The organism is Novacetimonas hansenii JCM 7643 (assembly GCF_000964405.1).
Classification (GTDB): Bacteria; Pseudomonadota; Alphaproteobacteria; order Acetobacterales; family Acetobacteraceae; genus Novacetimonas; species Novacetimonas hansenii.
On sequence record NZ_BANE01000061.1, the window covers coordinates 55,105 to 78,024 of the forward strand.

23 protein-coding genes and 1 tRNA gene are annotated in these 22,920 nt (G+C 60.0%); 7 read left to right on the forward strand and 17 right to left on the reverse strand.

The window, feature by feature from the left end; all coding sequences use genetic code 11:
• Nucleotides 1–132: 132 nt before the first annotated feature.
• Genes B7G66_RS04995 through B7G66_RS05005 form a run of 3 tightly spaced genes read right to left on the reverse strand, consistent with a single transcriptional unit; the run spans nt 133 to nt 3,654 of the window.
• Complete coding sequence (locus B7G66_RS04995) at nt 133–1,326, reverse strand: RodZ domain-containing protein (RefSeq protein WP_003620095.1); 1,194 nt, start codon at nt 1,324–1,326, stop codon at nt 133–135.
• Nucleotides 1,323–2,399 carry an NAD(P)H-dependent flavin oxidoreductase gene (locus B7G66_RS05000; protein ID WP_040510813.1) on the reverse strand — a complete coding sequence of 359 codons (1,077 nt, stop codon included), beginning with the start codon at nt 2,397–2,399 and terminating at the stop codon, nt 1,323–1,325. The genes B7G66_RS04995 and B7G66_RS05000 overlap by 4 nt, the downstream gene beginning before the upstream one ends.
• Before the next feature lies 1 nt (nt 2,400).
• The gene (locus B7G66_RS05005; protein ID WP_040511963.1) at nt 2,401–3,654 is read right to left on the reverse strand and encodes an aspartate kinase; all 1,254 of its coding nucleotides are present in this window, start codon (nt 3,652–3,654) and stop codon (nt 2,401–2,403) included.
• Between the two features lie 158 nt (nt 3,655–3,812).
• Between B7G66_RS05005 and ubiG the strand changes: the two genes are divergently transcribed.
• Nucleotides 3,813–4,562, forward strand: coding sequence for a bifunctional 2-polyprenyl-6-hydroxyphenol methylase/3-demethylubiquinol 3-O-methyltransferase UbiG (gene ubiG, locus B7G66_RS05010; protein WP_003620089.1), 750 nt, complete (start codon nt 3,813–3,815; stop codon nt 4,560–4,562).
• Between the two features lie 123 nt (nt 4,563–4,685).
• On the opposite strand, the gene B7G66_RS05015 is transcribed toward ubiG, so the two are convergent.
• From B7G66_RS05015 to B7G66_RS05035, 5 genes are all read right to left on the reverse strand, one after another.
• The gene (locus tag B7G66_RS05015) at nt 4,686–5,918 is read right to left on the reverse strand and encodes a lactonase family protein (protein ID WP_003620086.1); all 1,233 of its coding nucleotides are present in this window, start codon (nt 5,916–5,918) and stop codon (nt 4,686–4,688) included.
• Nucleotides 5,919–5,965: 47 nt separating this feature from the next.
• Nucleotides 5,966–6,502 carry a DUF2147 domain-containing protein gene (locus B7G66_RS05020; RefSeq protein WP_371861392.1) on the reverse strand — a complete coding sequence of 179 codons (537 nt, stop codon included), beginning with the start codon at nt 6,500–6,502 and terminating at the stop codon, nt 5,966–5,968.
• Between the two features lie 66 nt (nt 6,503–6,568).
• A complete protein-coding gene (locus tag B7G66_RS05025) occupies nt 6,569–7,027 on the reverse strand; it encodes a DUF1178 family protein (protein WP_003620083.1) in 459 nt (152 codons plus the stop codon).
• Between the two features lie 30 nt (nt 7,028–7,057).
• Nucleotides 7,058–7,318 carry a glutaredoxin 3 gene (gene grxC, locus B7G66_RS05030; RefSeq protein WP_003620082.1) on the reverse strand — a complete coding sequence of 87 codons (261 nt, stop codon included), beginning with the start codon at nt 7,316–7,318 and terminating at the stop codon, nt 7,058–7,060.
• 96 nt (nt 7,319–7,414) lie between these two features.
• Complete coding sequence (locus B7G66_RS05035) at nt 7,415–8,206, reverse strand: ComF family protein (RefSeq protein ID WP_048858885.1); 792 nt, start codon at nt 8,204–8,206, stop codon at nt 7,415–7,417.
• 46 nt (nt 8,207–8,252) lie between these two features.
• On the opposite strand from B7G66_RS05035, the gene B7G66_RS05040 reads away from it, so the two are divergent.
• A complete protein-coding gene (locus tag B7G66_RS05040) occupies nt 8,253–9,167 on the forward strand; it encodes a methyltransferase domain-containing protein (RefSeq protein ID WP_003620078.1) in 915 nt (304 codons plus the stop codon).
• Between the two features lie 88 nt (nt 9,168–9,255).
• On the opposite strand, the gene moaA is transcribed toward B7G66_RS05040, so the two are convergent.
• The 5 genes from moaA to B7G66_RS05070 form a co-directional block, all read right to left on the reverse strand.
• Nucleotides 9,256–10,272, reverse strand: coding sequence for a GTP 3',8-cyclase MoaA (moaA, locus tag B7G66_RS05045; RefSeq protein ID WP_040511960.1), 1,017 nt, complete (start codon nt 10,270–10,272; stop codon nt 9,256–9,258).
• A 12-nt stretch (nt 10,273–10,284) separates the two neighbouring features.
• Complete coding sequence (locus tag B7G66_RS05050) at nt 10,285–10,470, reverse strand: DUF3553 domain-containing protein (protein ID WP_040511959.1); 186 nt, start codon at nt 10,468–10,470, stop codon at nt 10,285–10,287.
• A gap of 230 nt (nt 10,471–10,700) precedes the next feature.
• On the reverse strand, nt 10,701–12,122 hold the full coding sequence (gene pgmG / locus B7G66_RS05055) for a phosphoglucomutase/phosphomannomutase PgmG (RefSeq protein ID WP_003620071.1): 1,422 nt from the start codon (nt 12,120–12,122) through the stop codon (nt 10,701–10,703).
• A gap of 5 nt (nt 12,123–12,127) precedes the next feature.
• On the reverse strand, nt 12,128–13,003 hold the full coding sequence (gene galU / locus B7G66_RS05060) for a UTP--glucose-1-phosphate uridylyltransferase GalU (protein WP_040511958.1): 876 nt from the start codon (nt 13,001–13,003) through the stop codon (nt 12,128–12,130).
• A 437-nt stretch (nt 13,004–13,440) separates the two neighbouring features.
• Nucleotides 13,441–13,526 (reverse strand) — tRNA-Leu (locus B7G66_RS05070).
• 57 nt (nt 13,527–13,583) lie between these two features.
• Between B7G66_RS05070 and lipB the strand changes: the two genes are divergently transcribed.
• Entirely contained in the window at nt 13,584–14,288 is a 705-nt protein-coding gene (lipB, locus tag B7G66_RS05075) for a lipoyl(octanoyl) transferase LipB (protein ID WP_003620068.1), read from the forward strand.
• A 98-nt stretch (nt 14,289–14,386) separates the two neighbouring features.
• Here lipB and B7G66_RS05080 read toward each other — a convergent pair whose 3' ends face one another.
• Both B7G66_RS05080 and B7G66_RS05085 read right to left on the reverse strand, forming a co-directional pair.
• A complete protein-coding gene (locus B7G66_RS05080; protein WP_003620065.1) occupies nt 14,387–15,010 on the reverse strand; it encodes a LolA family protein in 624 nt (207 codons plus the stop codon).
• Nucleotides 15,007–15,321 carry a BolA family protein gene (locus B7G66_RS05085; protein WP_003620063.1) on the reverse strand — a complete coding sequence of 105 codons (315 nt, stop codon included), beginning with the start codon at nt 15,319–15,321 and terminating at the stop codon, nt 15,007–15,009. Before B7G66_RS05085 ends, B7G66_RS05080 begins: the two co-directional genes overlap by 4 nt.
• An 82-nt stretch (nt 15,322–15,403) precedes the next feature.
• Here B7G66_RS05085 and B7G66_RS05090 point away from each other — a divergent pair, with 82 nt between their 5' ends.
• The 3 genes from B7G66_RS05090 to cobT all read left to right on the forward strand — a co-directional run bounded on the left by B7G66_RS05090 (nt 15,404) and on the right by cobT (nt 19,098).
• Nucleotides 15,404–16,018, forward strand: a complete 615-nt coding sequence (locus B7G66_RS05090) for a J domain-containing protein (RefSeq protein ID WP_003620061.1) — start codon at nt 15,404–15,406, stop codon at nt 16,016–16,018.
• A 119-nt stretch (nt 16,019–16,137) separates the two neighbouring features.
• Nucleotides 16,138–17,166, forward strand: a complete 1,029-nt coding sequence (gene cobS / locus B7G66_RS05095; protein WP_003620059.1) for a cobaltochelatase subunit CobS — start codon at nt 16,138–16,140, stop codon at nt 17,164–17,166.
• A 39-nt stretch (nt 17,167–17,205) separates the two neighbouring features.
• Nucleotides 17,206–19,098, forward strand: coding sequence for a cobaltochelatase subunit CobT (gene cobT, locus B7G66_RS05100; protein WP_003620055.1), 1,893 nt, complete (start codon nt 17,206–17,208; stop codon nt 19,096–19,098).
• A 92-nt stretch (nt 19,099–19,190) separates the two neighbouring features.
• Here cobT and B7G66_RS05105 read toward each other — a convergent pair whose 3' ends face one another.
• Nucleotides 19,191–20,633 carry a pyridoxal phosphate-dependent decarboxylase family protein gene (locus B7G66_RS05105; RefSeq protein WP_003620054.1) on the reverse strand — a complete coding sequence of 481 codons (1,443 nt, stop codon included), beginning with the start codon at nt 20,631–20,633 and terminating at the stop codon, nt 19,191–19,193.
• A 108-nt stretch (nt 20,634–20,741) separates the two neighbouring features.
• Nucleotides 20,742–21,743, reverse strand: a complete 1,002-nt coding sequence (locus B7G66_RS05110) for a bile acid:sodium symporter family protein (RefSeq protein ID WP_003620052.1) — start codon at nt 21,741–21,743, stop codon at nt 20,742–20,744.
• Nucleotides 21,744–21,839: 96 nt separating this feature from the next.
• Between B7G66_RS05110 and B7G66_RS05115 the strand changes: the two genes are divergently transcribed.
• Complete coding sequence (locus B7G66_RS05115) at nt 21,840–22,790, forward strand: hypothetical protein (protein WP_003620050.1); 951 nt, start codon at nt 21,840–21,842, stop codon at nt 22,788–22,790.
• Nucleotides 22,791–22,920 lie beyond the last annotated feature (130 nt).

Below are 22,920 nucleotides of genomic sequence, written 5' to 3' on the forward strand. Positions count from 1 at the left end.
TGCCCTCCATACGAGGCGGGGAGTTCATGCCGCCCAGTCATGCTATGGCATGACGGGGTGCGATGAAGTCCTGTTTTCAGATCCTGTGACGGATACGCATGCTGTCTTCACAACGTGTCGTTGCCGACCATATTACTCCGCTTTGTCGGTTTGTGGGAGTGGGGGAAGCGTATTATTCCCTCCATCCGAGGGGCCGACTGGCGGCAAAGGCGGCATTGGGGCGGATATCGTGCCCGTCGGACGCGCCGCGGGCGGCGGCATTGGCGCACGTGATGTTGTCGGGGGGGCCTGTGTGATGGTGCCACTGCTGATGGCCTGCGCACTCAATATGATATTGCGCCGGACCTCTCCGTTCCGTCCCAACGGCGGTGATACCACGCCATTCGCGCTGAGTGTAAGGCCACCGGCATTGCCCACGGTCAGGACAAGATCGTGCTTGTCCACAGGCACCTGCCATGTCTCCCCGCTGCCCAGTGTATGGTCATAGATGACCCCACCGCCCTGCTGGCGCACCTGCACCCATGTCGGGGCGGAGGCGTTCAGGGTGATCTGGTCCGTCGCCACTGTCGCCGCGGGGCCTGCCGGATCCGTACCAGCGGGATGGTCGGCGTCAGGATGGGTGTTGGCAAGGGCGTTCTTGTCCTCTCCCATCTTTTCCACCGGGCCGGAAGGCGCTTTGGCAGGGCTGGTGTCTTCGGGCGGTCCGGATGGGGCCAGCGCCGTGATACTGTTCTGTTCCTGCTGTGGCAGGGGCTGTGGCGGGTTGGGCGGCAGTTCCCCCGGTGCGGGCAGGACGGATGCGATTTGTGGCGATGCCGTGCCTGGTGTGGAAATGCCCGGCAGGTCGGTATGCGTGGTGATGACGGGATGTTCCGACGCCCCGGTCATGCGGTACCACCCTATATAGGCACCCACCAGGATAACGATCCCACCCAGCAGGATCACGCCAAGCGGCAGGCTTTTTTCCGGTAGCGGAACAGGAAATGAAAGGTCGGGTTTGCGATCGAACGACCCGCGTGTTTCCATCTTGAAACGCTGGATCAACGGTTCTGGCGCAAGGCCGAGTGCCTTGGAATAGGTGCGCAGGAAGCCGATGGCATAGGCACTGCCGGGAAGCGCCTGTGCGCGGCCTTCCTCAAGCGCCTCCAGATATGGCAGGCGGATACGCAGCCATGATGCGACGTCCGGCAGGCTCCAGCCCAACTGTTCCCGGCGCGCGCGCAGTTCCTGACCAACACTATGGGGAAGGTCCCCGCCTGTGGGTGGGGTGGCCGCGTCGCCGGTGTTCGTATTTTTCTGGCGGAACATGCGTGTGCCCTCGCTCATTCGCGGCGCATCCTGTCTTCCTGCCGGATCAGGGCATCAAGCGCCTGTTCCACCAGTTCGGCGATAATGTCGCGCACCGACTGTTCGCTGGTGATCATGCCGACGGACTGTCCCGCCATGACCGAACCGTTTTCGACATCCCCGTCGATCACGGCGCGACGTAGTGAACCGGCCCAGAAATGTTCAATATCCAGTTGGGCCTGTTCCTTCGTCAGTTCCCCCGACTGGAACCGTCGCAGCGTTTCTGCCTGATGGCTCAGGAAACGGCGGCTTCCTTCGTTCTGCAGGCCACGTACGGGGATGACGGGAAAGCGTTCGTCGAGTTGTACCGAAGTCACAGCATCGCGTGCGCTGGCGCGGATGAATGCCTTTTTGAAGCGTTCATGCGCGATGCTGTCGGTGGAGGCGGCAAAGCGCGTGCCAAGCTGCGCGCCTGCGGCCCCCTGCTCCAGATAGGAGACAATCGCATCGCCCCGGCCCAGGCCACCCGCCACGAAGACGGGAATGTCATGGACGAAGGGCAGGACCTCCTGCGCGAGTACCGTCAGCGATACGGGGCCGATATGCCCGCCCGCTTCGGAGCCTTCGATCACCAGCGCATCCACACCCATGCGCATCAGGCGCTTGGCCAGGACGAAAGCGGGGGCGAAGGCGATGACCTTTGCCCCGCCGTCCTTGATCGCGCGGATCACGGGACCGGACGGGATGCCCCCAGCCAGCACGACATGGCCGACACCCGCATCAAGGCAGACCTGCACAAGGTCATTGAGACGCGGGTGCATGGTAATCAGGTTGACGCCGAACGGACGGGTGGTGCGGGCCTGTGTGGCTGCGATTTCCTCTGCCAGACGGTCGGGTTCCATGGCCCCGCAGGCCAGCACGCCAAAGCCACCCGCATTGGAAATTGCGGAGACGAGGTGGCGTTCGCTGATCCACGACATTGCCCCGCCAAGGAGGGCGACCTCGCTGCCAAGGAAGCTGGTGCCCGCCGACCAGAGCCGGTCAAGGCGTGCACGCGCCGCAACCCGGCGGGGATCCGTGGGAGTGGTGGAGGAAGGGCTGGTCTGGTTCATGTCAGGCTGCATCAAGTCCATAGGCGGCGTGGAGGGCGCGGACCGCAAGTTCGGTATATTCGGCGGCGATCAGGACCGATACCTTGATTTCACTGGTCGAGATGACCTGAACGTTGATGTTGCGTTCAGAGAGGGTGCGGAACATCGTGTTGGCGACGCCGGTATGTGAACGCATGCCCACGCCCACCACGCTGATTTTCACCACGTCGTCATCGGTGGCAAGTTCGCCGTAATGGATGACGTCGCGTGCGTCTTCCAGCGCCTTGATGGCCTGTGCGAAATCGGTCTTGCCCACGGTAAAGGTAATGTTGGTCATGCCGTCGTCGCCGGTGCTTTGCACGATCATGTCCACGTTTACATTCGCCGCAGTCAGGGGACCAAACACGGCGGCGGCGATTCCCGGCCGGTCAGGAACCCGGCGCACGGAAATTTTTGCCTCGTCACGGGAATAGGCAATCCCTGCCACCAGTTCCTTTTCCACGATTTCGTCCTCATCCACGACTATTGAACCGGGCAGATGCCCTTCCGAAGGTGCGGGGCCGTCCGTAAAGCTGGACAGGACCTGTACGCGCACCCGTTTTTTCATTGCAAGTTCGACGCTGCGGGTCTGCAGGACCTTGGCCCCGACGGACGCCAGTTCCAGCATCTCTTCATAGGTGATTTTATCGAGCTTGCGTGCTTTGGCAACGATCCTGGGGTCGGTTGTATAAATTCCGTCCACATCGGTATAGATATCGCACCGGTCGGCGTGCAGCGCCGCCGCCAGCGCCACGGCAGAGGTGTCTGACCCGCCCCGGCCCAGCGTGGTGATGCGGTTGTCGGCGGTCACGCCCTGAAAGCCTGCGATCACCGGAACCTGTCCCGCCTGCATTGAGGCGATCAGGGCCTGTCCGTCGATACCCTCGATACGGGCCTTGCCATGGGCGTCATCCGTACGCACGGGGATCTGCCACCCCAGCCATGAACGCGCATTGATCCCCAGCGCCTGAAGCGCGATCGCCAGCAGGCCACTTGTTACCTGTTCGCCTGTGGCAACGACGGAATCATATTCTCGCGGGTCATGAAGGGTGGACAGGTCCTGGCAGTAACCGACAAGCCGGTTGGTAACGCCCGACATCGCAGAGACGACAACCGCGACCTCGCATCCGGCATCGACCTGTTTGCGGACCTTTTCGGCAACAGCGCGAATCCGCTCCAGATTGGCCACGGATGTGCCACCGAATTTCATAACGATCCGCGGTACGGTAGTGGACATTGGAACAAGCTCTCCGCTGTGGGTCAGGATTCGTGCTGTCCGGGCCATTATCACAGGTGGGTGGTCCGGGGCATTGCGGTTATGTACAAGGCGCGTCACATACATCCCCCCCGCCTCTGCGTCCAGCGCGAGACAGCCATATGAAAGGCGTTGCACCCATGCAGCTTCACGATTCGTCAGCCCAGGGGCCGGGTTCGGTCTCCCCTTCGGAAATCGCCCGTTTCAGTGAACTGGCCGAAAGATGGTGGGACCCGGCGGGACCGATGCGTCCGCTGCATGCGATGAATGACCTGCGGATATCGTGGTCACTGGCCCGCCTTCCCGCCCCCGCCGATGATCGCGGGACGCGGCGCACGCTGCTGGATATCGGCTGTGGCGCGGGTCTGGCAAGCGAGGCGTTCGCACGGGCGGGATTCGACGTTACAGGGCTTGATGCCTCCAGCGCAGCCATTACGGCGGGACGCCAGCACCTGCGTCACCATCCGTTACCCGCAGGCAGCGGGCCCCTTGCCTATCGCTGTGGCAGCGCGGAAGAGTTATGTGCCGAAGGCGCGCAGTTCGATGCGATTTCAGCGCTGGAAGTGATCGAACATGTCACAGATCCCGCCGCGTTCCTGGGGATGCTTGCCACCATGTTACGGCCGGGGGGTGTACTTGTCGTGTCCACCATGAACCGGACGCTACGTTCGCTGGCAATGGCAAAGATTGGGGCCGAATATGTGCTGCGCCTGTTGCCGGTCGGCACGCATGAATGGCGCAAATTCATAACACCTGCCGAACTGGGGCAGCAGGCCGTGCGGGCAGGGCTGCGAATCGCCGATATCGCCGGGATGGTGCCCGCGCTGGGGGGATGGCGTGAAAGCCGTGACCTCGGGGTCAATTATATTGCCTGCCTCGTGCGCGACTGATGGGAAAACGATCAGGGCCGGGACTGAATTCTTGGTGAAACTGTTTCCAGAAAGCTCCAGAAGATGCCGCTTATTCGAAAAAGCGGCATCCAGGAATGCCGGTCGCCTGTTTTAAAAAAATTCTCAGATCGTGTTCATAAAGGCAAAGGTGGTCGGGCTGCCAACGGGTGTGAAGTTCCATGTGAACTGCAATTCGCCCGTTGCACCGTTGACGCGAAATGATGTGACGGAATCGCTGCGCTGGTTGGCGCAGAACAGGAACGATCCGCTGGGGTCGAACATCATCGAACGGCCATAGTCTGCATGCATCCAGATTTCATCGACCAGGTTGAGCGTGCCATCGTCATTGACATGGAAACTGGCCAATGAATCGCCAAGCCGGTTGGAAACGTACAGGTAACGCCCGCTAGGTGAAAGAAGGATGCCCGCAGCAAGGCTGCTGCCGCGGAAATGCGGGGTGACGGTGCTTACGGTCTGCTGTGGGACGATCTCGCCCGTCTCGGCATTAAAGGTGGCGGCCACTACCTTCGAATCCTGCTCGCCAAGGATATAGATCATGTTTCCCTTCGCGTTGAAGGCGAAGTGGCGTGGGGCGGACCCGGGGGTCATGTTGATGAACGGCGCCTTTGCGACCGGTACCAACCGTCCCGTGTGCAGGTCCAGCGTCCAGACATAGACCCGGTCCAGCCCCGCGTCACAGGCCAGGACAAAGCGCCCGCTGGGGTCGGATGCGACCATATGGACATGGGAGCCGGAATGGTCGCTGACGGCAAAATTCCCGGGCGGGTTGTCACTGGCGCGATCGGGCATGCGCGGGCCGGTGTTCCTGACCACATCGGTCGGGTCGCCAAGGCTGCCGTCGGGCCGAATGGGCAGGATGCCGACACTGCCGCCCATATAATTGGCAACCATTACATATTTGCCTGAATGATGGATGCTCAGATGGGCGGGAATGGCCCCTCCTGAACGCATGACATTGATCTTGGTCAGTTCGCCACTTTTGCGATTGACGGAAAATGCCGTAACGCATCCTTCGTGATTGGCGTTGAAATCCTCGATTTCACTCAGGGCGTAAAGAAAGCGCGAATCCTGTGAAATGACGATGAAGGACGGGCTGGCGATATCGACATATGTCATCAACGCCGACAGGCTGCCATTGTCGGGATTCATCTCGAAGACTGAAATCCCCTCCCCGTTGCCACTGCCGCCCGGTGGCCCGTGCTGCGTATAACCACCGATATAGCAGATGGTCCGTGAGCGCTGAGGCAGTTCTGCAAGTGACGGGCGCGATGCGACCGGCACCCCTGCCATCGCCAGCCCCGCAATAACGGCGCGCCGGGTAAGATTGGACTTCATCGAATTTCAGTTACCCCAATTTCAGATTTTCAAAAATGGTTGCATGCCTATGGCAGGCGGCATTCCGGCCCGATCTTGCCGGTGAAGGGGGTCCATGTTTCCGTTTCCCCAAACAGAGGAACCCCCACGAACCCCCGGAGTTTCAGCGCCCCCGAAGGCGCAATCCAGATCTTGGCGTGATAGACGTGGCCACTGTCGGGATCAAGGATATGGCCATTCCAGTGGCCGGCCTCCCCCTGATCGGGCGTAAAGCCCGTCAGCATCCGCAGGCCACATTCCGAATGTCCGTTATGGTCCTTGGGAACGTCCTTGGTATAGCTCAACCCGACAAGGTCGCCGCAGATTTCCGTGCCGCACTGCATGACGCGAAAGACGCCGTCATGATCCTTGGTTTCCCATTCCCCGATGATGGAGGGTGTCGCCGCCGGTGTGGCGTGTGCGGGCGAACGGGCACCACCCATGCCCACACCGGCAACAAGGGCCAGCAGCACCCGCGTGAGGATACCCGGCGTGCGATGAGGTCGGACCCGGCCCGTTTCCGGTCCCTGACCGATCCGTCCGGTCATTCCTGTCGTTCGGCGCATGGATACCCTCTCCTTGGTCGTGCGCTGCGTAACATGCGGTGGATACGAAGCGAGCGTAGTCTCAGTTCAGCTATCGGCGGGCCTGACCCAGGGGATGGTCAGCACCTCGACCCCTTCGTCATCCAGCATTTCGCGTTCATCTTCGGTGACGCTGCCGTATATTGCCGTGGCTTCCTTTTCACCACGATGCATTTTCAGGGCTTCTGCCGCAAACTGTTCCCCAGCATTCACGCAATGTCCTTCGATGACATCGCGCATTTTTTGCAACAGTGCCATCGCCGCATCGGGTAAAGCGACCGTATCGGGGGGCTGCGCCGGGGGCGCGTCAGGCGTGTCGGGCATGACGGGAGCGTCCCCGGAGCCACGGCGGATTGCGGGCGCCATCAGGGCGCGGGTGATGTCATGTCCTCCACAGTACGGACATGACAGCAATCCTTTTTCCGCCTGGCGTTCAAAGCTGGCGCTGTTGGGGAACCACCCCTCGAATTCATGCTCCCCTTCGCATCGCAGGCGGTAGAGAATCATGTGGCTGCCCCCTGTCCCACGCCCGTCCGTTCAGCCTACGCCAAGCAGCGCGTCGAGTTTGCCCCCACGCTCCAGCGCCATCATGTCATCACAGCCCCCGATGAATTTTCCATCCACGAAAAGCTGGGGCATCGTCATATGCCCGCCCGAACGGCTGATCGCCGTACTGCGGGCTTCGGTGCCGTGCAGGGCGGTAATTTCTTCGAACGTAACCCCTTTTGACTGCAGCAGCCTGACGGCGCGTACGCAATAAGGGCAACCGGGCTGGGTATAGATCTCGACTTTAGGCATGAGGAACTTTCATCTGCTGGATCAATGTCGTCTCTACGATAATTTTATCCCATAATGCCATGTCCGTGTGGCTGGTGGGTAATGAAACCGTATCCGTTACGGATATGATGCCGGGTGTCGCCGATCCGCAGTCACGCAGACACGCGTGGCGGACAGGACATCGACACGTGCGGCCCCATGATCGCGCAATGCCACGGTGCATGCCGCAAGCGTGCTGCCGGTGGTCATGACGTCATCGACAAGGATGACATGCCTTCCCCGCAGGGCCGCCATTCGGTGGGAACGTACCGTAATTGCGCCATGCAGGACCGCGCGGCGCTGTGGCAGGGCAAGATGGCCGAGTGGACGTGTATGGCATGTGCGCATCAGCGCATCGGGCCAGTGCGTCATGCCGCCCATCCGGGCGAGTTCCCCCGCCAGCAGCGCGGATTGGTTATAGCGACGGGCAAATAACCGTCGTCGGTGCAGGGGCACCGGGACCAGTATGGCGTCGCGGATCAGCAGGTCGCGTGCGGACAGATGCATGTAGCGTGCCAGAAAGGCCGCATTTTCCGTTCGATCACCATATTTGAGGCCAAGGACAAGACGGCGCGACCAGTCGTCATATACCAATGCCGCCCTTCCCGAGTCCCATGGAGGCGGGGCATCAAGGCAGTTCTGGCAGGTCAGGTCATCGCCGGCTGCGGCTTCGGATGTAAAGGGAGTGCCGCATTTGCGGCATGCCGGGGCGGAAATCAGGTTCAGATGTGTAAAACATGCCGCGCAGACATGGCCGGCCTGCTCCACCTCTTCCCCGCATGACAGGCAGTGCGGCGGCAGGAGTAGATCCAGAACCTGACCGGCGACCTTGTGCAGGTATGGCGAAAACAGGCGAAAAGATATCGACATCAGCATGGCGCATTCACGTGATGGTGTCCTTGGCAGATGGTAGCGGATGGCGCACATCACTGTCATGGAGACGCCGATAATTTTTGACCGTCATGCCGTGCGCCTGCATCGGGATCGTGCGCGCAACTCGTTGCAGCGGGTACAGCCCATCATACAGGCGGCCGCAGATCGGCTTTTGGACCGGCTTGATGATACGACGCACCGGTTTTCCCATGCGCTGGATATTGGGGGCCGTGGGGTAAGTGCCCCCATGTTGAGGGCGCGTGGAATCGAGGTCGTGGCCACGGATCTCTCCCCTGCCCTGTGCGCGCGTGAACCCGGTCCATGCGTCTGTATGGACGAGGAATGGCTTCCCTTCGGGGCGGGGACCTTCGATCTCGTCATCGCCAATCTGTCGCTACATTGGGTTAATGACCTGCCTGGCACGCTGGTGCAGATACGCAATATCCTGCGTCCTGACGGACTGTTTCTGGCATGTATGCCGATCCTGCCCACACTGGCGGAATTGCGTCAGGCACTGATTGTAGCGGAACATGACCTGCTGGGTGGGGCGTCGGTGCGGATTTCACCGTTCCCGGGACTGCGCGATTGTGCGGCCCTGTTGCAGCGGGCTGGATTCGCATTGCCTGTCGCCGATTCGGATGTCATTGAACTGGCTTATCGCTCGCCGATGATGTTGCTGCGTGATCTGCGTGATGCAGGGGAAACCAATGCGTTGGTTGAACGGCATCGTGCCAGCCCGCCTGTCGCACTTTTCCCCGCAGCATTGGCCGGGTTGCCGCGTGATGAACAGGGAAATGTGGCCATGCCGCTGCATGTCGCGATCATGACGGGTTGGGCACCTGCCGTGACACAGCCGCGTGCCTTGAAACCGGGGCAGTTTACGACATCGCTTGAAGATGCCCTTGGTGACGAAGACGGTACCGCACATGGTGGCGTGGACACGCCGACAGCAGGTTGAAATTACTTATTGGAAAACAAAAAGCGGGCACATGGCCTGCCATGTTATTGCAGGGGAAAGCTGGTGGGAATTCCTGTAATTCCGGGGGTTATCCGCCGGTAACACTCATATGGCGCGAAATGCGGGCAGGGTCGTCGGCGGCCCGGTCCAGCATGAAATCATGCCCCTTGGGCTTGCGTCCTATGGCTGACTGGACCAGGCGCAGGATACCGGCGTCATCCATTCCGGCACGCAGTGGCCCACGCAGGTCGCTTGCGCCTTCGTGGCCAAGGCATGAGTACAACTGTCCCGTGCATGACAGGCGCACCCGATTGCAGCTTTCGCAGAAATTATGGCTCATCGGGGTAATGAAGGCGATTTTCTGCCCTGTTTCGGCCACACGCATATAGCGCGCAGGCCCGCCAGTGCGATGGGTCAGGGGTTCCAGCGTCCATCGAAGGGCAAGGTCCGCCCGTACCCGGTCCAGCGGGATATAGCGATTTTGTCGGTCGTCCCCTGTCTCGCCCATGGGCATGGTCTCGATCAGGCAAAGGTCCGCGCCGATCTGGCCGCACCATGCGATCATATCGTCGAATTCGTCATCATTCAGGCCAGCCATGGCGACGGCATTGATACGGATTTTCAGGCCCGCTTCCTTTGCCGCCCGGACGCCGTCGAGCGTTTTGCGCAGGTTTCCCCGTCGGGTGATGGTCGCAAAGCGCGTGGGGTCAAGGGAATCCATGCTGATATTCACGCGTCTTACCCCTGCCGCATGAAGGGGAATTGCGAATTCACCCAGGCGGGAACCATTGGTCGTGAGTGTCAGTTCGTCCAGGCGGGGTTCATCCACAGGGCGACGCAGCCATTCCCCCATGGCGGAAAAGAATGACATGACATCGCGCCGGACAAGTGGTTCGCCGCCCGTGACACGGATGCGCCGCACCCCATTATGAATGAACGCGGCACAGATCCGTTCAAGTTCTTCATAAGACAGGATTTCGGGTTTGGGGAGGAACGTCATGTCCTCGGCCATGCAATACAGGCATCGCATGTCGCAGCGATCCGTGACCGATACCCGCAGATACGTCACCGCCCGGCCAAAGGAATCAAGGAATGGGCGCGTCATCAGGCGTTCCAATCAGTCCACCACCGTCAACTGTATGACCATTGCATCGATGGCAACCTTCCCCGCATGGGGGAACATTACCACAACCCGTCGTCCCGTGGCGGATTGCACTTGTCCCATTCCCCATTCGGGATGTTCTGGATGGGCCACATGCTGGCCAGGGATCAAAAATGAGTGAAAGGGCAGTGATGCCGTCATGAAGCCATAAACCCGGGAGTAATGCCTGATATCATATAGGACTGATTTGGGCCTTTTAAACCTGTTGGCGTCAGGTTCAATGAAAAACGGCCCGCGATCATTCCGGGTCATCCACGTATGGTCAGTGAAGGAATGGTTTGGAAATAATCTCCTGTTTCAAAACCCACCGTCTGTGACTGGAAATAGATATATACAAAAAATATTTTGTTTTCAGGACGTTAAATGACTTTTCACCCATTGCACCCATGATGGGGATCATGGGCGGAAAAGTCGGGCGCTTTGATCCCTGACTGCTGCAGTTGCGTTGTCAATTCGGCCTTTAATCGTGCCAGTCCTGCTTCGGTCATGCTTTCTGCCCGTGCCACCAGCATGGCCTGTGTGTTGGAGGCACGCAGCAGCCACCATCCATCAGGAGTGCTGACACGGACCCCGTCAATCAGGGAGACCGTCGCCCCTGCTGCGCGCAGGCGCTCGGCCACATCTTGGATGACAGCGAATTTGCGTGTGTCAGAACATGCAAAGCGCAATTCGGGTGTATTGATCATAACCGGCAGTGCCTGCCATATATCCGACAGTGGGCCTGGCAGACGCGCGACGATACCCAACAGCCGGACGGCCGCATATAGCGCATCGTCAAAACCGTACCATTTATCGGCAAAGAAGATGTGCCCTGACATTTCTCCCGCCAGAAGGGCGCCGGTTTCCGCCATCTTGGATTTTATCAGGGAGTGACCAGCCCCCCACATCACTGGATTGCCCCCTGCCCCTTTCACCGCGTCAAACAGAACCTGACTTGCCTTGACGTCCGCAATGACTGTTGCGCCCGCATGATGACATAGTATGTCACGCGCCAGTATGACCAGAAGCTGGTCCGCCCATATGATGCGTCCGGTATTGTCAACAACCCCGATACGATCAGCATCTCCATCAAAGGCAATGCCGATATCGGCATGCTCTGCCCGCACGGTGCCGATCAGGTGTTCAAGGTTTTCCGGGATGGTTGGGTCAGGATGATGAACGGGAAAATGCCCGTCAATTTCGCCGTTCAGGATGGTATGCCGCCCTGGCAATCCCTGGACGAGGCGCGCCAGCACCCTGCCTGCGGCACTGTGCCCATTATCCCACACCACATGCAGCGCGCGTGCCCCGCCATCCCAATCATCAAGCAGACGTTGGACATACGCATCGGTCAGGTCCATGTCACGGACGCTTCCGGTCGTTTCAGGCACCATATCGCCGGTGGCGCAGAGGTTGCCAAGATCGCGGATCTGCCTGCCAAAGAATGGCCTGCTATCCAGCATCATCTTGAAACCATTATGGTCCGGCGGATTATGGCTGCCTGTCACCATAACCGCGCCATCGGCCCCAAGTGTCACCGATGCAAAATAAAGAAGCGGTGTGGGGCCGCATCCCACACGGGTTACAGCCATGCCGGACGCCATGGCCCCCCTCACCAGCGCGGATTCAAGTGCTGGTGAGGAAAGGCGCCCGTCATAACCGATCACAACATTCGTACCGCCCCTGCGGGCGATTATGCTGCCAAAGGCACGACCGATGGCATAGGCATCCTGTGCCGTCAGGGTCTTCCCGACAATCCCGCGGATATCATATTCACGCAGGCTTGTCGGGTCGAAGCGATGGCGAAAGGACACCGGCCTTATTTTGCCTGATAGGTCTTGAGGAACTCACGCACCTCACCCGCCAGGTCTTCACGCTCCAGCGAGAAGGCGATCTGCGCTTCGAGGAAGCCGATCTTGTTGCCACAGTCAAAGCGGCGCCCTTCGTAACGGAAGCCATGGAACGGCACGTGGCCGATCATCTTGGCCATCGCATCGGTCAACTGCACTTCACCGCCGGCGCCCTTTTCAAGCTTGGCAAGATGTGGCAGCACGTCGGCCGTCAGGATATAGCGGCCGATCACCGACAGGTTGGACGGTGCATCTTCGGGCTTGGGCTTCTCGACCAGGCCCTTGACCTCAACAAGCTTGCCATCGTCCTTACCGACATCAAGCACACCGTACTGATCGGTCTTTTCACGCGGAACCTCAGTCACCGCCAGAACGTTGCCACCAGTGCGGTTATAGACCTCGACCATCTGCTTCAGGCAGGAGGTCTTGCTCTGCACAACGTCATCGGGCAGCAGGATGGCAAAGGGGTCGTTGCCGATGAAGCTGCGGGCGCACCAGATGGCATGGCCCAGGCCAAGCGGTTCCTGCTGGCGGACGGAAATCATCGAACCCGGCGTGACGCGGGTCGGTTCGAGAGCCTTCAGCGCCGATGTTTTCTTGCGTGCCGTCAGCGTGGCTTCGAGTTCAAATGCAATGTCAAAATAATCAATCAGCGAATCCTTGCCACGGCTGGACACCAGGCAGAATTCCTCGATCCCGGCTTCGCGGGCTTCGTCAATTGCGTACTGGATCAGCGGCCTGTCAACAACCGGCAGCATCTCCTTGGGAACCGATTTCGTTGCGGGCAAGAAACGGGTTCCCATTCCTGCAACAGGAAGGACAGCTTTTTTCAGGGGCTTGATCACAAAATTCACCTTATTTTACAAATAACCTCGGACTTCCCTTTTCCTGCCCTCCTGAATTCCAGGACAATCGGCAATATCTGGACCACGGGAACGTCGCGTCGACTGCATCTTTAGGGCGCAGTGTCGCGCAACAACATGACCTAAATCAACTATTTTAGTCTGGAATGCATCCACAGGGGGAACTGACATGCTTTGTCATGCATTCAGCACGGTTTTCCGGATCTGACCGGACCTGATATGCCATAATTGCTATGCTGGCATGATGTGCCGACATGTTGATCGGCTGGTCCGAAGGGCAGGCGTTATAAAGATGTATGATTGTGCCGATTTTGTGGCGATGCCGTCCGTAATTGCCATTCAAATGGCACGATCCAACAGGTGGTGGAGAAACCACCACCACCCTGTCGAAAACCGTTCGGTATGTCTGGAAAAATGTATGGTGCGGCCAAGAAGACTCGAACTTCCACGGGGTTTCCCCCACAAGCACCTCAAGCTTGCGCGTCTACCATTCCGCCATGGCCGCATACATTATCTTCGGTATCGGGTAAGCGATAGCGAAGCAATGCAGGCCGTATAACCGATGGAAGACGAACGGGCAATGACTGAAAACAAGATTTTATGGGAAAAGGCATCCATACAGGTTCCCTACCCCGATGCTCTGGCCCGGATGGAGCACGACGCCCGTGCAATTCGGGCCGGGGAGATGGGGGAACGGGTCTGGCTGTTGGAACATCCCCCCACCTATACGGCGGGGACGTCGGCCCGGGCGGAGGATCTGTTCAATCCGGCGGGCTATCCCACATGGCCTGCGGGACGTGGCGGGCAGTGGACCTATCACGGGCCGGGGCAGCGTGTGTGCTATGTCATGCTGGACCTGACGCAGCCGCATGGCGCGGTGCCTGCGCGCGATGTCCGTGCCTATGTCCACGCGCTGGAGGAATGGCTGATTCGGACCCTGTACCGTTTTGGCGTGACCGGTGAACGGCGCGAGGGGCGTGTAGGTGTCTGGGTGGTGGACCCGAACAGTGGGCAGGAGGAGAAAATCGCAGCCATCGGGGTGCGAGTCTCGCGCTGGGTCAGTTGGCACGGAGTCGCGATCAATGTTGATCCCGTCCTGTCGGACTTCGAAGGGATCGTCCCATGCGGAATCCGCGAATATGGTGTGACCAGTCTGCGTCGACTGGGTCTGGACATCACCATGGACGAGCTGGATCGCGCGCTGTGTGAAGGCTGGGAGGAGTGTTTCGGGAGCGTGCCGGTGGAGGGAGAGTGCCTCCAGGTGTAAATGGGCAGCCTGTCACGCCTGCCCCATCTTTCGCATTTTCATGCGTTACCAAAGGGGGGGGGCAGGACGCCTTTTGCAGGCGGGGGGCTTGTTTTCCCTTACTTCGAGGTGTTGAGGGAAAACAGATCGTCAGGCCATGCAGGACCTGTATGTGCGCCATCAAGGTCAAGGCGGATATGCTGGCGTTCGACATCCGTCATTTCGATGGCGATCAGGCTCAGTTTACCCGCGATATCCGAAAAACCGAGTGTCAGCAGCCCCTGGGATGGGCTGTCGGAACGCGCCATGGATATCTGGAGGCTGTTGGTACCGTGCTGGACGGCGGTGACGACAATCGCCCCGTCAAGATGTACGGGCTGTTGCAGCAGCAGGCCAAGGGGCTGGTGGCCAAGCGACATGCGTGTCACGGAATCGCGGCGCGGGTCGATGAACACCAGATGTCCGTTCGCCGCCGTCAGCTTCATCGCGGCAGGTGTGGTGTAATCCAGGCGCAGCCTGCCCGGATCATAATACAGCTTGCCATCGCCCTTGCCCCCGTCGGGCCATGTCTGGACAAAATGCGCGCCAAGCCCGTGCGTGTCGTTAAGGTAATGCTCGACACGCGTGATCTCGTCCTTCTGGCTCAGGGTCGCGCTGTCCGGTACGGCCTGGCATGCGCCCAGCAGCATCAGCAGGCCGCCAGCCATCAGGCGGCGCACATGGAATGGGAATGCAGGTTTCATTGCGTCACCATCCGTTCATGTTCCGCCGGTGTGCGCAATGTCAGGGACAATGCATGCATCCCCCCTGCGAATTCCGCGGCAAGCAGGTCATGAACAAGGCGCGACCGCTGCACCCGGCCCATATTGGCGAAGGCATCGCTGATGACCAGGACATTATAATGACTTTCCCCGGCCTGCACGCCATTGTCACGCATCCCCACATGGTGGGCATGGCGCGCGCTGTCATCGTGGACATGCAGTTCCACCGGGGCCAGGCGTTCACGAAGGCATGTCTCGATTCGGGCGGCACGTCCCGCGGTGCGGTCTGTCATTGTCTGCTTCCTCTGCTCCATAGGCCAACACATCGCACATCTTCGCTCTTGCACGAAGCATGAACGGACGCACATAACGACAATGATGAAGAGAAGGAACACACGTCCCAGGGCCTTTGACCCCGACCCGGATGCGCCGGAGCGTTGCTGCGACATGGCCGGATGCACCGAGGCTGCTGGCTATCGCGCGCCACGTTCGCGCGATGCGCTGAACCAGTATTTCTGGTTCTGTCTGGAACATGTGCGCGAATACAATGCGCGCTGGGATTATTACAAAGGCATGTCCCCCGGCCAGATCGAGGCGCATATCCGTGCCGACGTTTCGTGGAACAGGCCATCATGGCGGTTGGGGCAGGCCAATGGTGCACGCACCTTTGACGAGGAAGAAATCCTTGATCCGCTGGACCTGCTGAAGGGTGGTTCGCGCGCCCGTGCCCGCCGCGCGCAGGAACGTGATCCGCGCCATACCGCCCCGGATGCGCTGAAATATCCGCTTAGCGTGCTTGATCTTGGCTGGCCCTTGTCCATGGAGGAACTCAAGACACGTTACAAGGCGCTCGCCCGCCAGCATCATCCCGACGCAAATGGTGGGGATCGCGCGGCGGAAGAGCGGCTGAAGGGAATCAATGTTGCCTATACGGCGATACGTGCCCATCTTGTTGCGATGCCGGACAGTGATCTCGCCCGTTCGGCCTAGGTTTTAAGTGATGGCTGATCGCCCGTCCCCTTCCTATACTGCCACGCATGACTTTACCTGTTGTGCCGGATCGCGGCGTATGATGGCGGGGGCACCAGAATATGACGGACACAATATCAATGAATGCACTCGAAGAGCTCACGCCCGGAAATGTCAACGCGCAGGGTGACCCCCTGCCCCCCATTTCCGCCATTTCCGTGCCCGACCGCAAAGTGTCGGCGCGAGAGGTTTTCGGTATCGACAGCGATATGGAAGTGCCCGCATTTTCACTACGCACCGACCATGTGCCCCAGATCGACCCGACCTATCAGTTCGACCATGACACCACGCTGGCCATCCTTGCGGGGTTTGCGTACAACCGCCGCGTGATGGTCCAGGGCTATCACGGTACGGGCAAATCCTCGCATATCGAGCAGGTGGCCGCGCGCCTGAACTGGCCAAGCGTGCGCATTAACCTCGACAGCCATATTTCGCGTATCGACCTGATCGGCAAGGATGCGATCGTCCTGAAGGACGGCAAGCAGATTACCGAATTCCGCGAAGGACTGCTGCCATGGGGGCTTCAGCATCCCTGCGCGCTGGTTTTTGATGAATATGATGCAGGACGCCCGGATGTCATGTTCGTTATCCAGCGCGTGCTGGAGGTCGAAGGCCACCTGACGCTGCTGGACCAGAACCGTGTTATCCGCCCCAATCCGGCCTTTCGCCTGTTTGCCACGGCCAATACGGTTGGCCTTGGCGATACGACGGGCCTGTATCATGGCACGCAGCAGATCAACCAGGGGCAGATGGATCGCTGGAACATTGTCACGACGCTGAATTACCTGCCCCATGCGCAGGAAAGCACAATCGTCATGGCAAAGATGGGGATCGACCCGAAGAAAGATCCGCAGGACGCCAAACGGATTGAAACGATGGTTGCCCTGGCGGACCTGACGCGTTCGGGGTTCATCGCGGGGGATATCTCCACCGTCATGTCGCCGCGCACGGTTATCAGTTGGGCCGAGAATTATCGTATTTTCAATGATCTGGCATTCGCGTTCCGTGTGACGTTCCTGAACAAGTGCGACGAGGCGGAACGACCGACCGTGGCCGAATATTACCAGCGTTGTTTCAATGCCGACCCCATGCCGCCCCACGGGCGGTAAGGCGGCTTGAAACGATCATAGAGCAGGCAGGCATACGGCATGCGTGAAAAGACCCCATCCCCTCGCCCGGATGAACGCCCGGCCCAGCGGACCGCGCGCGCCGAGCGTTTCAAGCGCGCGACGGTCGGGGCCGTTCGTGCCGTGGGCGGTAATGCCGCGACGGAGGTGATGTTCCTGAACGGCCCTGTCGCCCCTGGCGTATCGGTGGTTGGTGCCCAGGTGCGCCTGCCGCAGCCAGCGGTGGGTATGTCCGATGCCGATATGACGCGCCTGCGTGGGGCGGCAGACGCGGCGGCATTGCGTGTGCGCCATCATAACGAGGCCGTCCATGCCGCAGCACAGCCAGATGCGGGCGAGGCGCGGGAAATCTATGACGCGCTGGAACAGGCGCGTGTTGAAAGTGTCGGCGCCCGATACATGTCCGGCATGGCGGCCAACCTGCAGGCCCGTCTGGCGCAGGAATGTGCGGAGGCCGGGTTTGATGATGCCGGTGGCGGGCGCGAGATGCCGTCTGCGATGGCGTTCGGCCTGCTGGCGCGGGCGCGTATGACGGGCCAGCCTGTGCCCGCATCCATGCAAATGACCATGCAGCGCTGGCAGGATGAACTGCCCGCGGCGGTGTTGCAGGCGCTTGATGCAATGGTCGCACGGCAGGACAGTCAGGTCGATTTTGCCCGTGCCGCCCGGCAATTGCTGGTGGCATGCGACCTGATCGAACAGGAAATCGACCCGCAGGCGGAAGATGAGGACGGAAGCGCCACTGCCCAGTCAGATGAAAGCGATGCCTCCGACGCACCGGAGGAGCCGAACCCGCAGGAGCAGGACAGTCCGGCGGAAGAAGAAGCACCCGGGCTTCAGATGCAGATGTCGCAGGGCACCGGCATGGGAGAGGACGAGCAGGATAACGGCGAGCAGAACGGCGCCGCGTCCGGTTCGGAGGAAGCCGGCGGCCCTTCTGATGAAGGGGACGAACCGGATCAGGACAGGATTCCGGGCTATCATGCCTATACCACTGCCTATGACGAGGAAGTCGGGGCGGAAGATCTCTGTGATGCGGAAGAGCTGTTCCGTCTGCGCCAGACCCTTGATCAGCAGTTGTTGAGCATGCAGGGCGTGGTTTCAAAGCTGGCGAACCGCCTGCAACGCCGCCTGATGGCGCAGCAGACACGGGCGTGGGAATTCGACCTTGAGGAAGGTATCCTCGATGCAGGCCGCCTGTCGCGTGTTGTGGTCAATCCCATGCTTTCTCTGTCGTACAAGCATGAACGCGATACAGATTTCCGCGATACCGTCGTAACCCTGCTGATTGATAATTCAGGGTCGATGCGTGGCCGCCCCATTTCAGTTGCGGCGATGTGTGGTGACATCCTGGCCCGCACGCTTGAGCGGTGCGCGGTCAAGGTGGAGGTTCTTGGCTTTACCACCCGTGCGTGGAAAGGTGGCCGCAGTCGCGAACAGTGGGTGACAGACGGAAAACCCACGAATCCGGGACGGCTGAATGACCTGCGGCATATAGTGTACAAGGCTGCGGACATGCCGTGGCGGCGCGCGCGCAGGAATCTTGGCCTGATGTTGCGCGAAGGGCTGCTGAAGGAAAATATCGACGGCGAAGCACTGCTATGGGCACAGCGTCGGTTACGTGCCCGTGCTGAAAGCCGCAAGATCCTGATGGTAATTTCCGATGGTGCGCCGGTGGATGACAGCACCCTGTCGGTTAACCCGGGTTCCTATCTGGAGACGCACTTGCGCGAAGTCATCGCGCAGATCGAGACACGCAGCGCCATCGAACTGCTTGCCATTGGTATCGGGCATGACGTGACACGGTATTATCGCCGTGCCGTCACCATTACCGATGCCGAAGAACTCGGAGGCACGATGATGCAGAAACTTTCTGAACTCTTTACCGAGGAAAAGGCACGGGGACGGCGCTGACGCCATCCCCTGTCGTGTCATTTTCTGAAAACAGTGCGTCAACGGGTTCCGTCATTCTGACAAAGACGGAACCCGCGGGCCTTTGCCGTTAGTCAGTCCTGCTGTTCGAGGGCAAGCCGCGCATCTGCGAGTTCAAGCAGCTTATCCAGCATCCGGTCCACATCCGCTTCCACCGTACGGTGGTTGACGATTGCCGCGCGCACGGCCTTGCGCCCCTGGATCAGGGTGGTGGATGGGGCTGCGACGCCGCTTTCATGCAGGTCCTTGACGATTTCCCCGTTGAAGTGGTCAAGGTCGTCCACCGGGGCAAGAACACGGAAACATACGATATTCAGCGTGACTGGAGCCAGCAGTTCCGTACGCGGGTTTTCCTCCACCCGGCGGGCAAGGTGGCGGGCGATGGCACAGCATCCCGCCACCATTTCGCCCATCCGCTCTGCGCCGTAGGTACCCAGCGTCATCCAGACCTTCAGCGCCCGGAAACCGCGTGACAGGTCTGGGCCAAGGTCGCAGAACCATGGGCCATTCGTCGCAAGCCCCCTGTCCTCACGCGCGAGGTAGCTGCGTGATTGTGCGAAGGCCGCGGCCTGCAATGTAGGATCGCGGACCAGGATGCAGCCCGCATCGTACTGGACCTGTGCCCATTTATGGAAATCGAACGCGATGCTGTCCGCGCGTTCCATCCCGCGCAGCATCGGGCGCAGATCCGCAGACAGGGCCGCCAGTGCCCCGAATGCCCCATCGACATGAAACCACAGTTTTTCACGCGCCGTGATATCAGCCAGCATGTCCAGATCGTCGATGGAACCGGTATCCACCGTTCCGGCGGTGCCGATCACCATGAACGGTTCGTATCCGGCGTCGCGGTCACGCGCGATGGCATCTTCCAGTGCTGACAGGATCATGCGATTATTGTGATCCACCGGGATGATCCGCAGGGCGTCGGACCCCAGCCCTGTCAGGTCGAATGCCCGTGAAATGCAGCCATGTGCGCTGGCGGCGGCATATCCCGTCAGTTTCCGCGTGCCCACCCCGGCTTTGCGCATTGCCAGGCCGTCAGGCACGGCGCGGCTGGCGGTGATGACCGCGATCATGTTGGCCATGGACGAACCCGTCACCAGCAGGCCGGAACAGTCGGTGGGAAAGCCGCAGATCTGCGCGGCCCAGCGAATGACCTCGCGCTCCACCTCAATCGGGGCATGATCGCGACCACCACAATTCGCATTCAGCCCCCCGGCAAGCAGTTCCGACAGCATCCCGATCGCGGTGCCGCCACCATGGACCCACCCCATGAAACCCGGGTGCACATTGCCGGTCGAATATGGGACGACCAGTTCCTGGAAGCGTGCATACAGGTCTTCGGGCGAGGACGGGGCATCTGGCAGGCCCGTACGCAGTTCCTGACGCAGGTCGGTGGGCATGGGTTGCCACACCGGTTGTTCACGCAGATGGCTGAGGCGATCGATCATGTCGTCCAGCATCCGGTGACCAAGCTGACGCAGCGCGTCCCAGTTGTCAGGGTCCAGTCCACTCATGATTCGTTCGTCCACCCTCTTGCGCAACAATAAATCGGATCAGGCACGCGCCATGAAACCGCACGTGTCATAGCCTTCCTGCGTCGCAACGGCGAGTGGCAAAAATACCTACTCTTCGATCCTTTGTCCTGCCCGGGGTTGCGGCTGTTTCGATGGGTCATGGCCTGCGGCACGACGGGCATAGTGTCGGGCAAGGGTCGCGCAGACGAAAAGCTGGATCTGGTGATAGATCATCAGGGGCAGGACAATGATGCCCACAACGGGGCCAGCAAACAGGACATTGGCCATGGGTACCCCCGAAGCCAGTGTTTTTTTCGAACCACAGAACACGATCGCCACCTCGTCACGGCGGCTGAACCCGAGCAGGCGGCTCCCGATGGTAGTCAACACCAGCACAGTGAACAGCATCAGGCTGTCCGCCACCATGATGCGCCCGATCTGTGCGGCGGGCACACGGTGCCACAGCCCCTGCACCACAGCTTCGCTGAAGGCGGTGTAGACGACAATCAGGATTGAGGTCCGGTCCGTGATGGAAATCAGCTTCTTGTAACGATGGACCCATCCCCCGATCCATGGCTGCGCCATCTGCCCCAGCATGAAGGGAAGCAGGAGTTGCAGCATGATGGACGTGATCCCCCCTGGAGAGGATGCCGACTGGTGCATGACCAGCCCGGTCAGCACTGGGGTGATGAAAATGCCCAGGATGTTGGACATGGTGGCCGAACAGATCGCCGCCGCCACGTTCCCCTGCCCGATGGAGGTAAAGGCGATGGACGATTGTACTGTCGAAGGCAGACAGCACAGAAACAGAAGCCCCGTCCACGTATCCGCATCAAGGAATGAGGGGAATACGCGGTGGAACCCCACCCCCAGCAGGGGAAAGACCGCGAAAGTGCAACCAAGGATCGCAAGATGGATGCGCCAGTTCGTCATACCGTCGAGAATGGCGCGTCGCGACAGTCGCGCCCCCTGAAAGAAGAACATGATCCCGATGACGATAATGGCCAGTATCTGGAAAAATTTTGTTTCGTTGCCTGTGCAGGGAAAAAAGGTTGCGATAAGGATCGTGGCAACCAGGCAAAGCAGGAACGTGTCGATCTTGCGGAACATGGGGTTTGAAACTTCTGACTGCAGGGGGATATCTGGCTTTGTACGTGCGGCCACCGATTGCATAATTAACGTATCCAAGCCAGTCTACGCATCACAATGAAGAAACTTCTTTTATCGCTTCTCCTTGGCGCATGTGCGCCGGTGATCGCCTTCCCTGCTGCCGGTGGCGCGTGGGCGACATCCCTGCCGGATGGCTGTGCGGTGTCTACCGCCACCAGCAGTCAGGCACATGGGGCCGACAGCATCGTCTCCCGCGGGTATGACCTGCGCCTGTCTGGGGAAAATGCCCATCAGGAACTGCGCGCTGGCGATATCACCGCAAGTGGCAGCGGGATGGATGCATCCGAATTGCATGATCTGGAGGATGCGGCATCCCTGGTAATGGTGGCGACCCTGACGGGGCATCATTCCGACCATTGTCCGAATTCCTATTTCCTGCAGGTTGTCGCCCCTGTCCTTGACGGGGTGCAGTCGGGCAAGAGTTATGACCTGGTATGGGATAACGGGGTCATGTCCACCGGTGCGACCCACCTGTCCTTTCGCCGTGCCCATCTGCGTCTGACCGGCGGGCGCACGCCCGATGCCCCTGCCGTCATGACGCTGGAGACGCAGGGGGTGAACATTGATGGCAGCAAGAACCACCTGCTGGAGGCGACCATGCCCCAGCAGGCCTTCGCCTCGGCTTCCATGCCGGCATCCTCGATCGTGCCGCTTGCCGCAGCCATCGTCGGACACCCGAGCGAAAGTGTCGCTGTGCCGGTGGAGTTAACCTCCATCAAGGCTGTACGTGACACGATGCAGATTTCAGGCAACGGCAAGGCAACCCTGACGGGCAATACCGATGCCTCTGCCGGGGAAGGTCATATTGCGGTGCAGCACCTTGATGATATCATCGCGACCCTGCGTGAGAGCGGACAGACAAAAGCCAGCGCAGCGTTGGTGCTGGCCAAGCTGTTCGGGCATCGTTCCGCGACTGGCACGTCATGGGACGTCAACTGGGATGCAGGTGTCCTGACGGTCAACCATATCCCCCTGCCCATCCACTGAATCTGTGTGCGATCAGGGGGATAACCTGATCGCGACGGGTGGGATATGACGGCCCACACAACCTGCCCGATGGGTGCCGCCTAGATCAGATCCTGTTTGAATGCGTGCATTCAAACAGGTGAAGATGCTC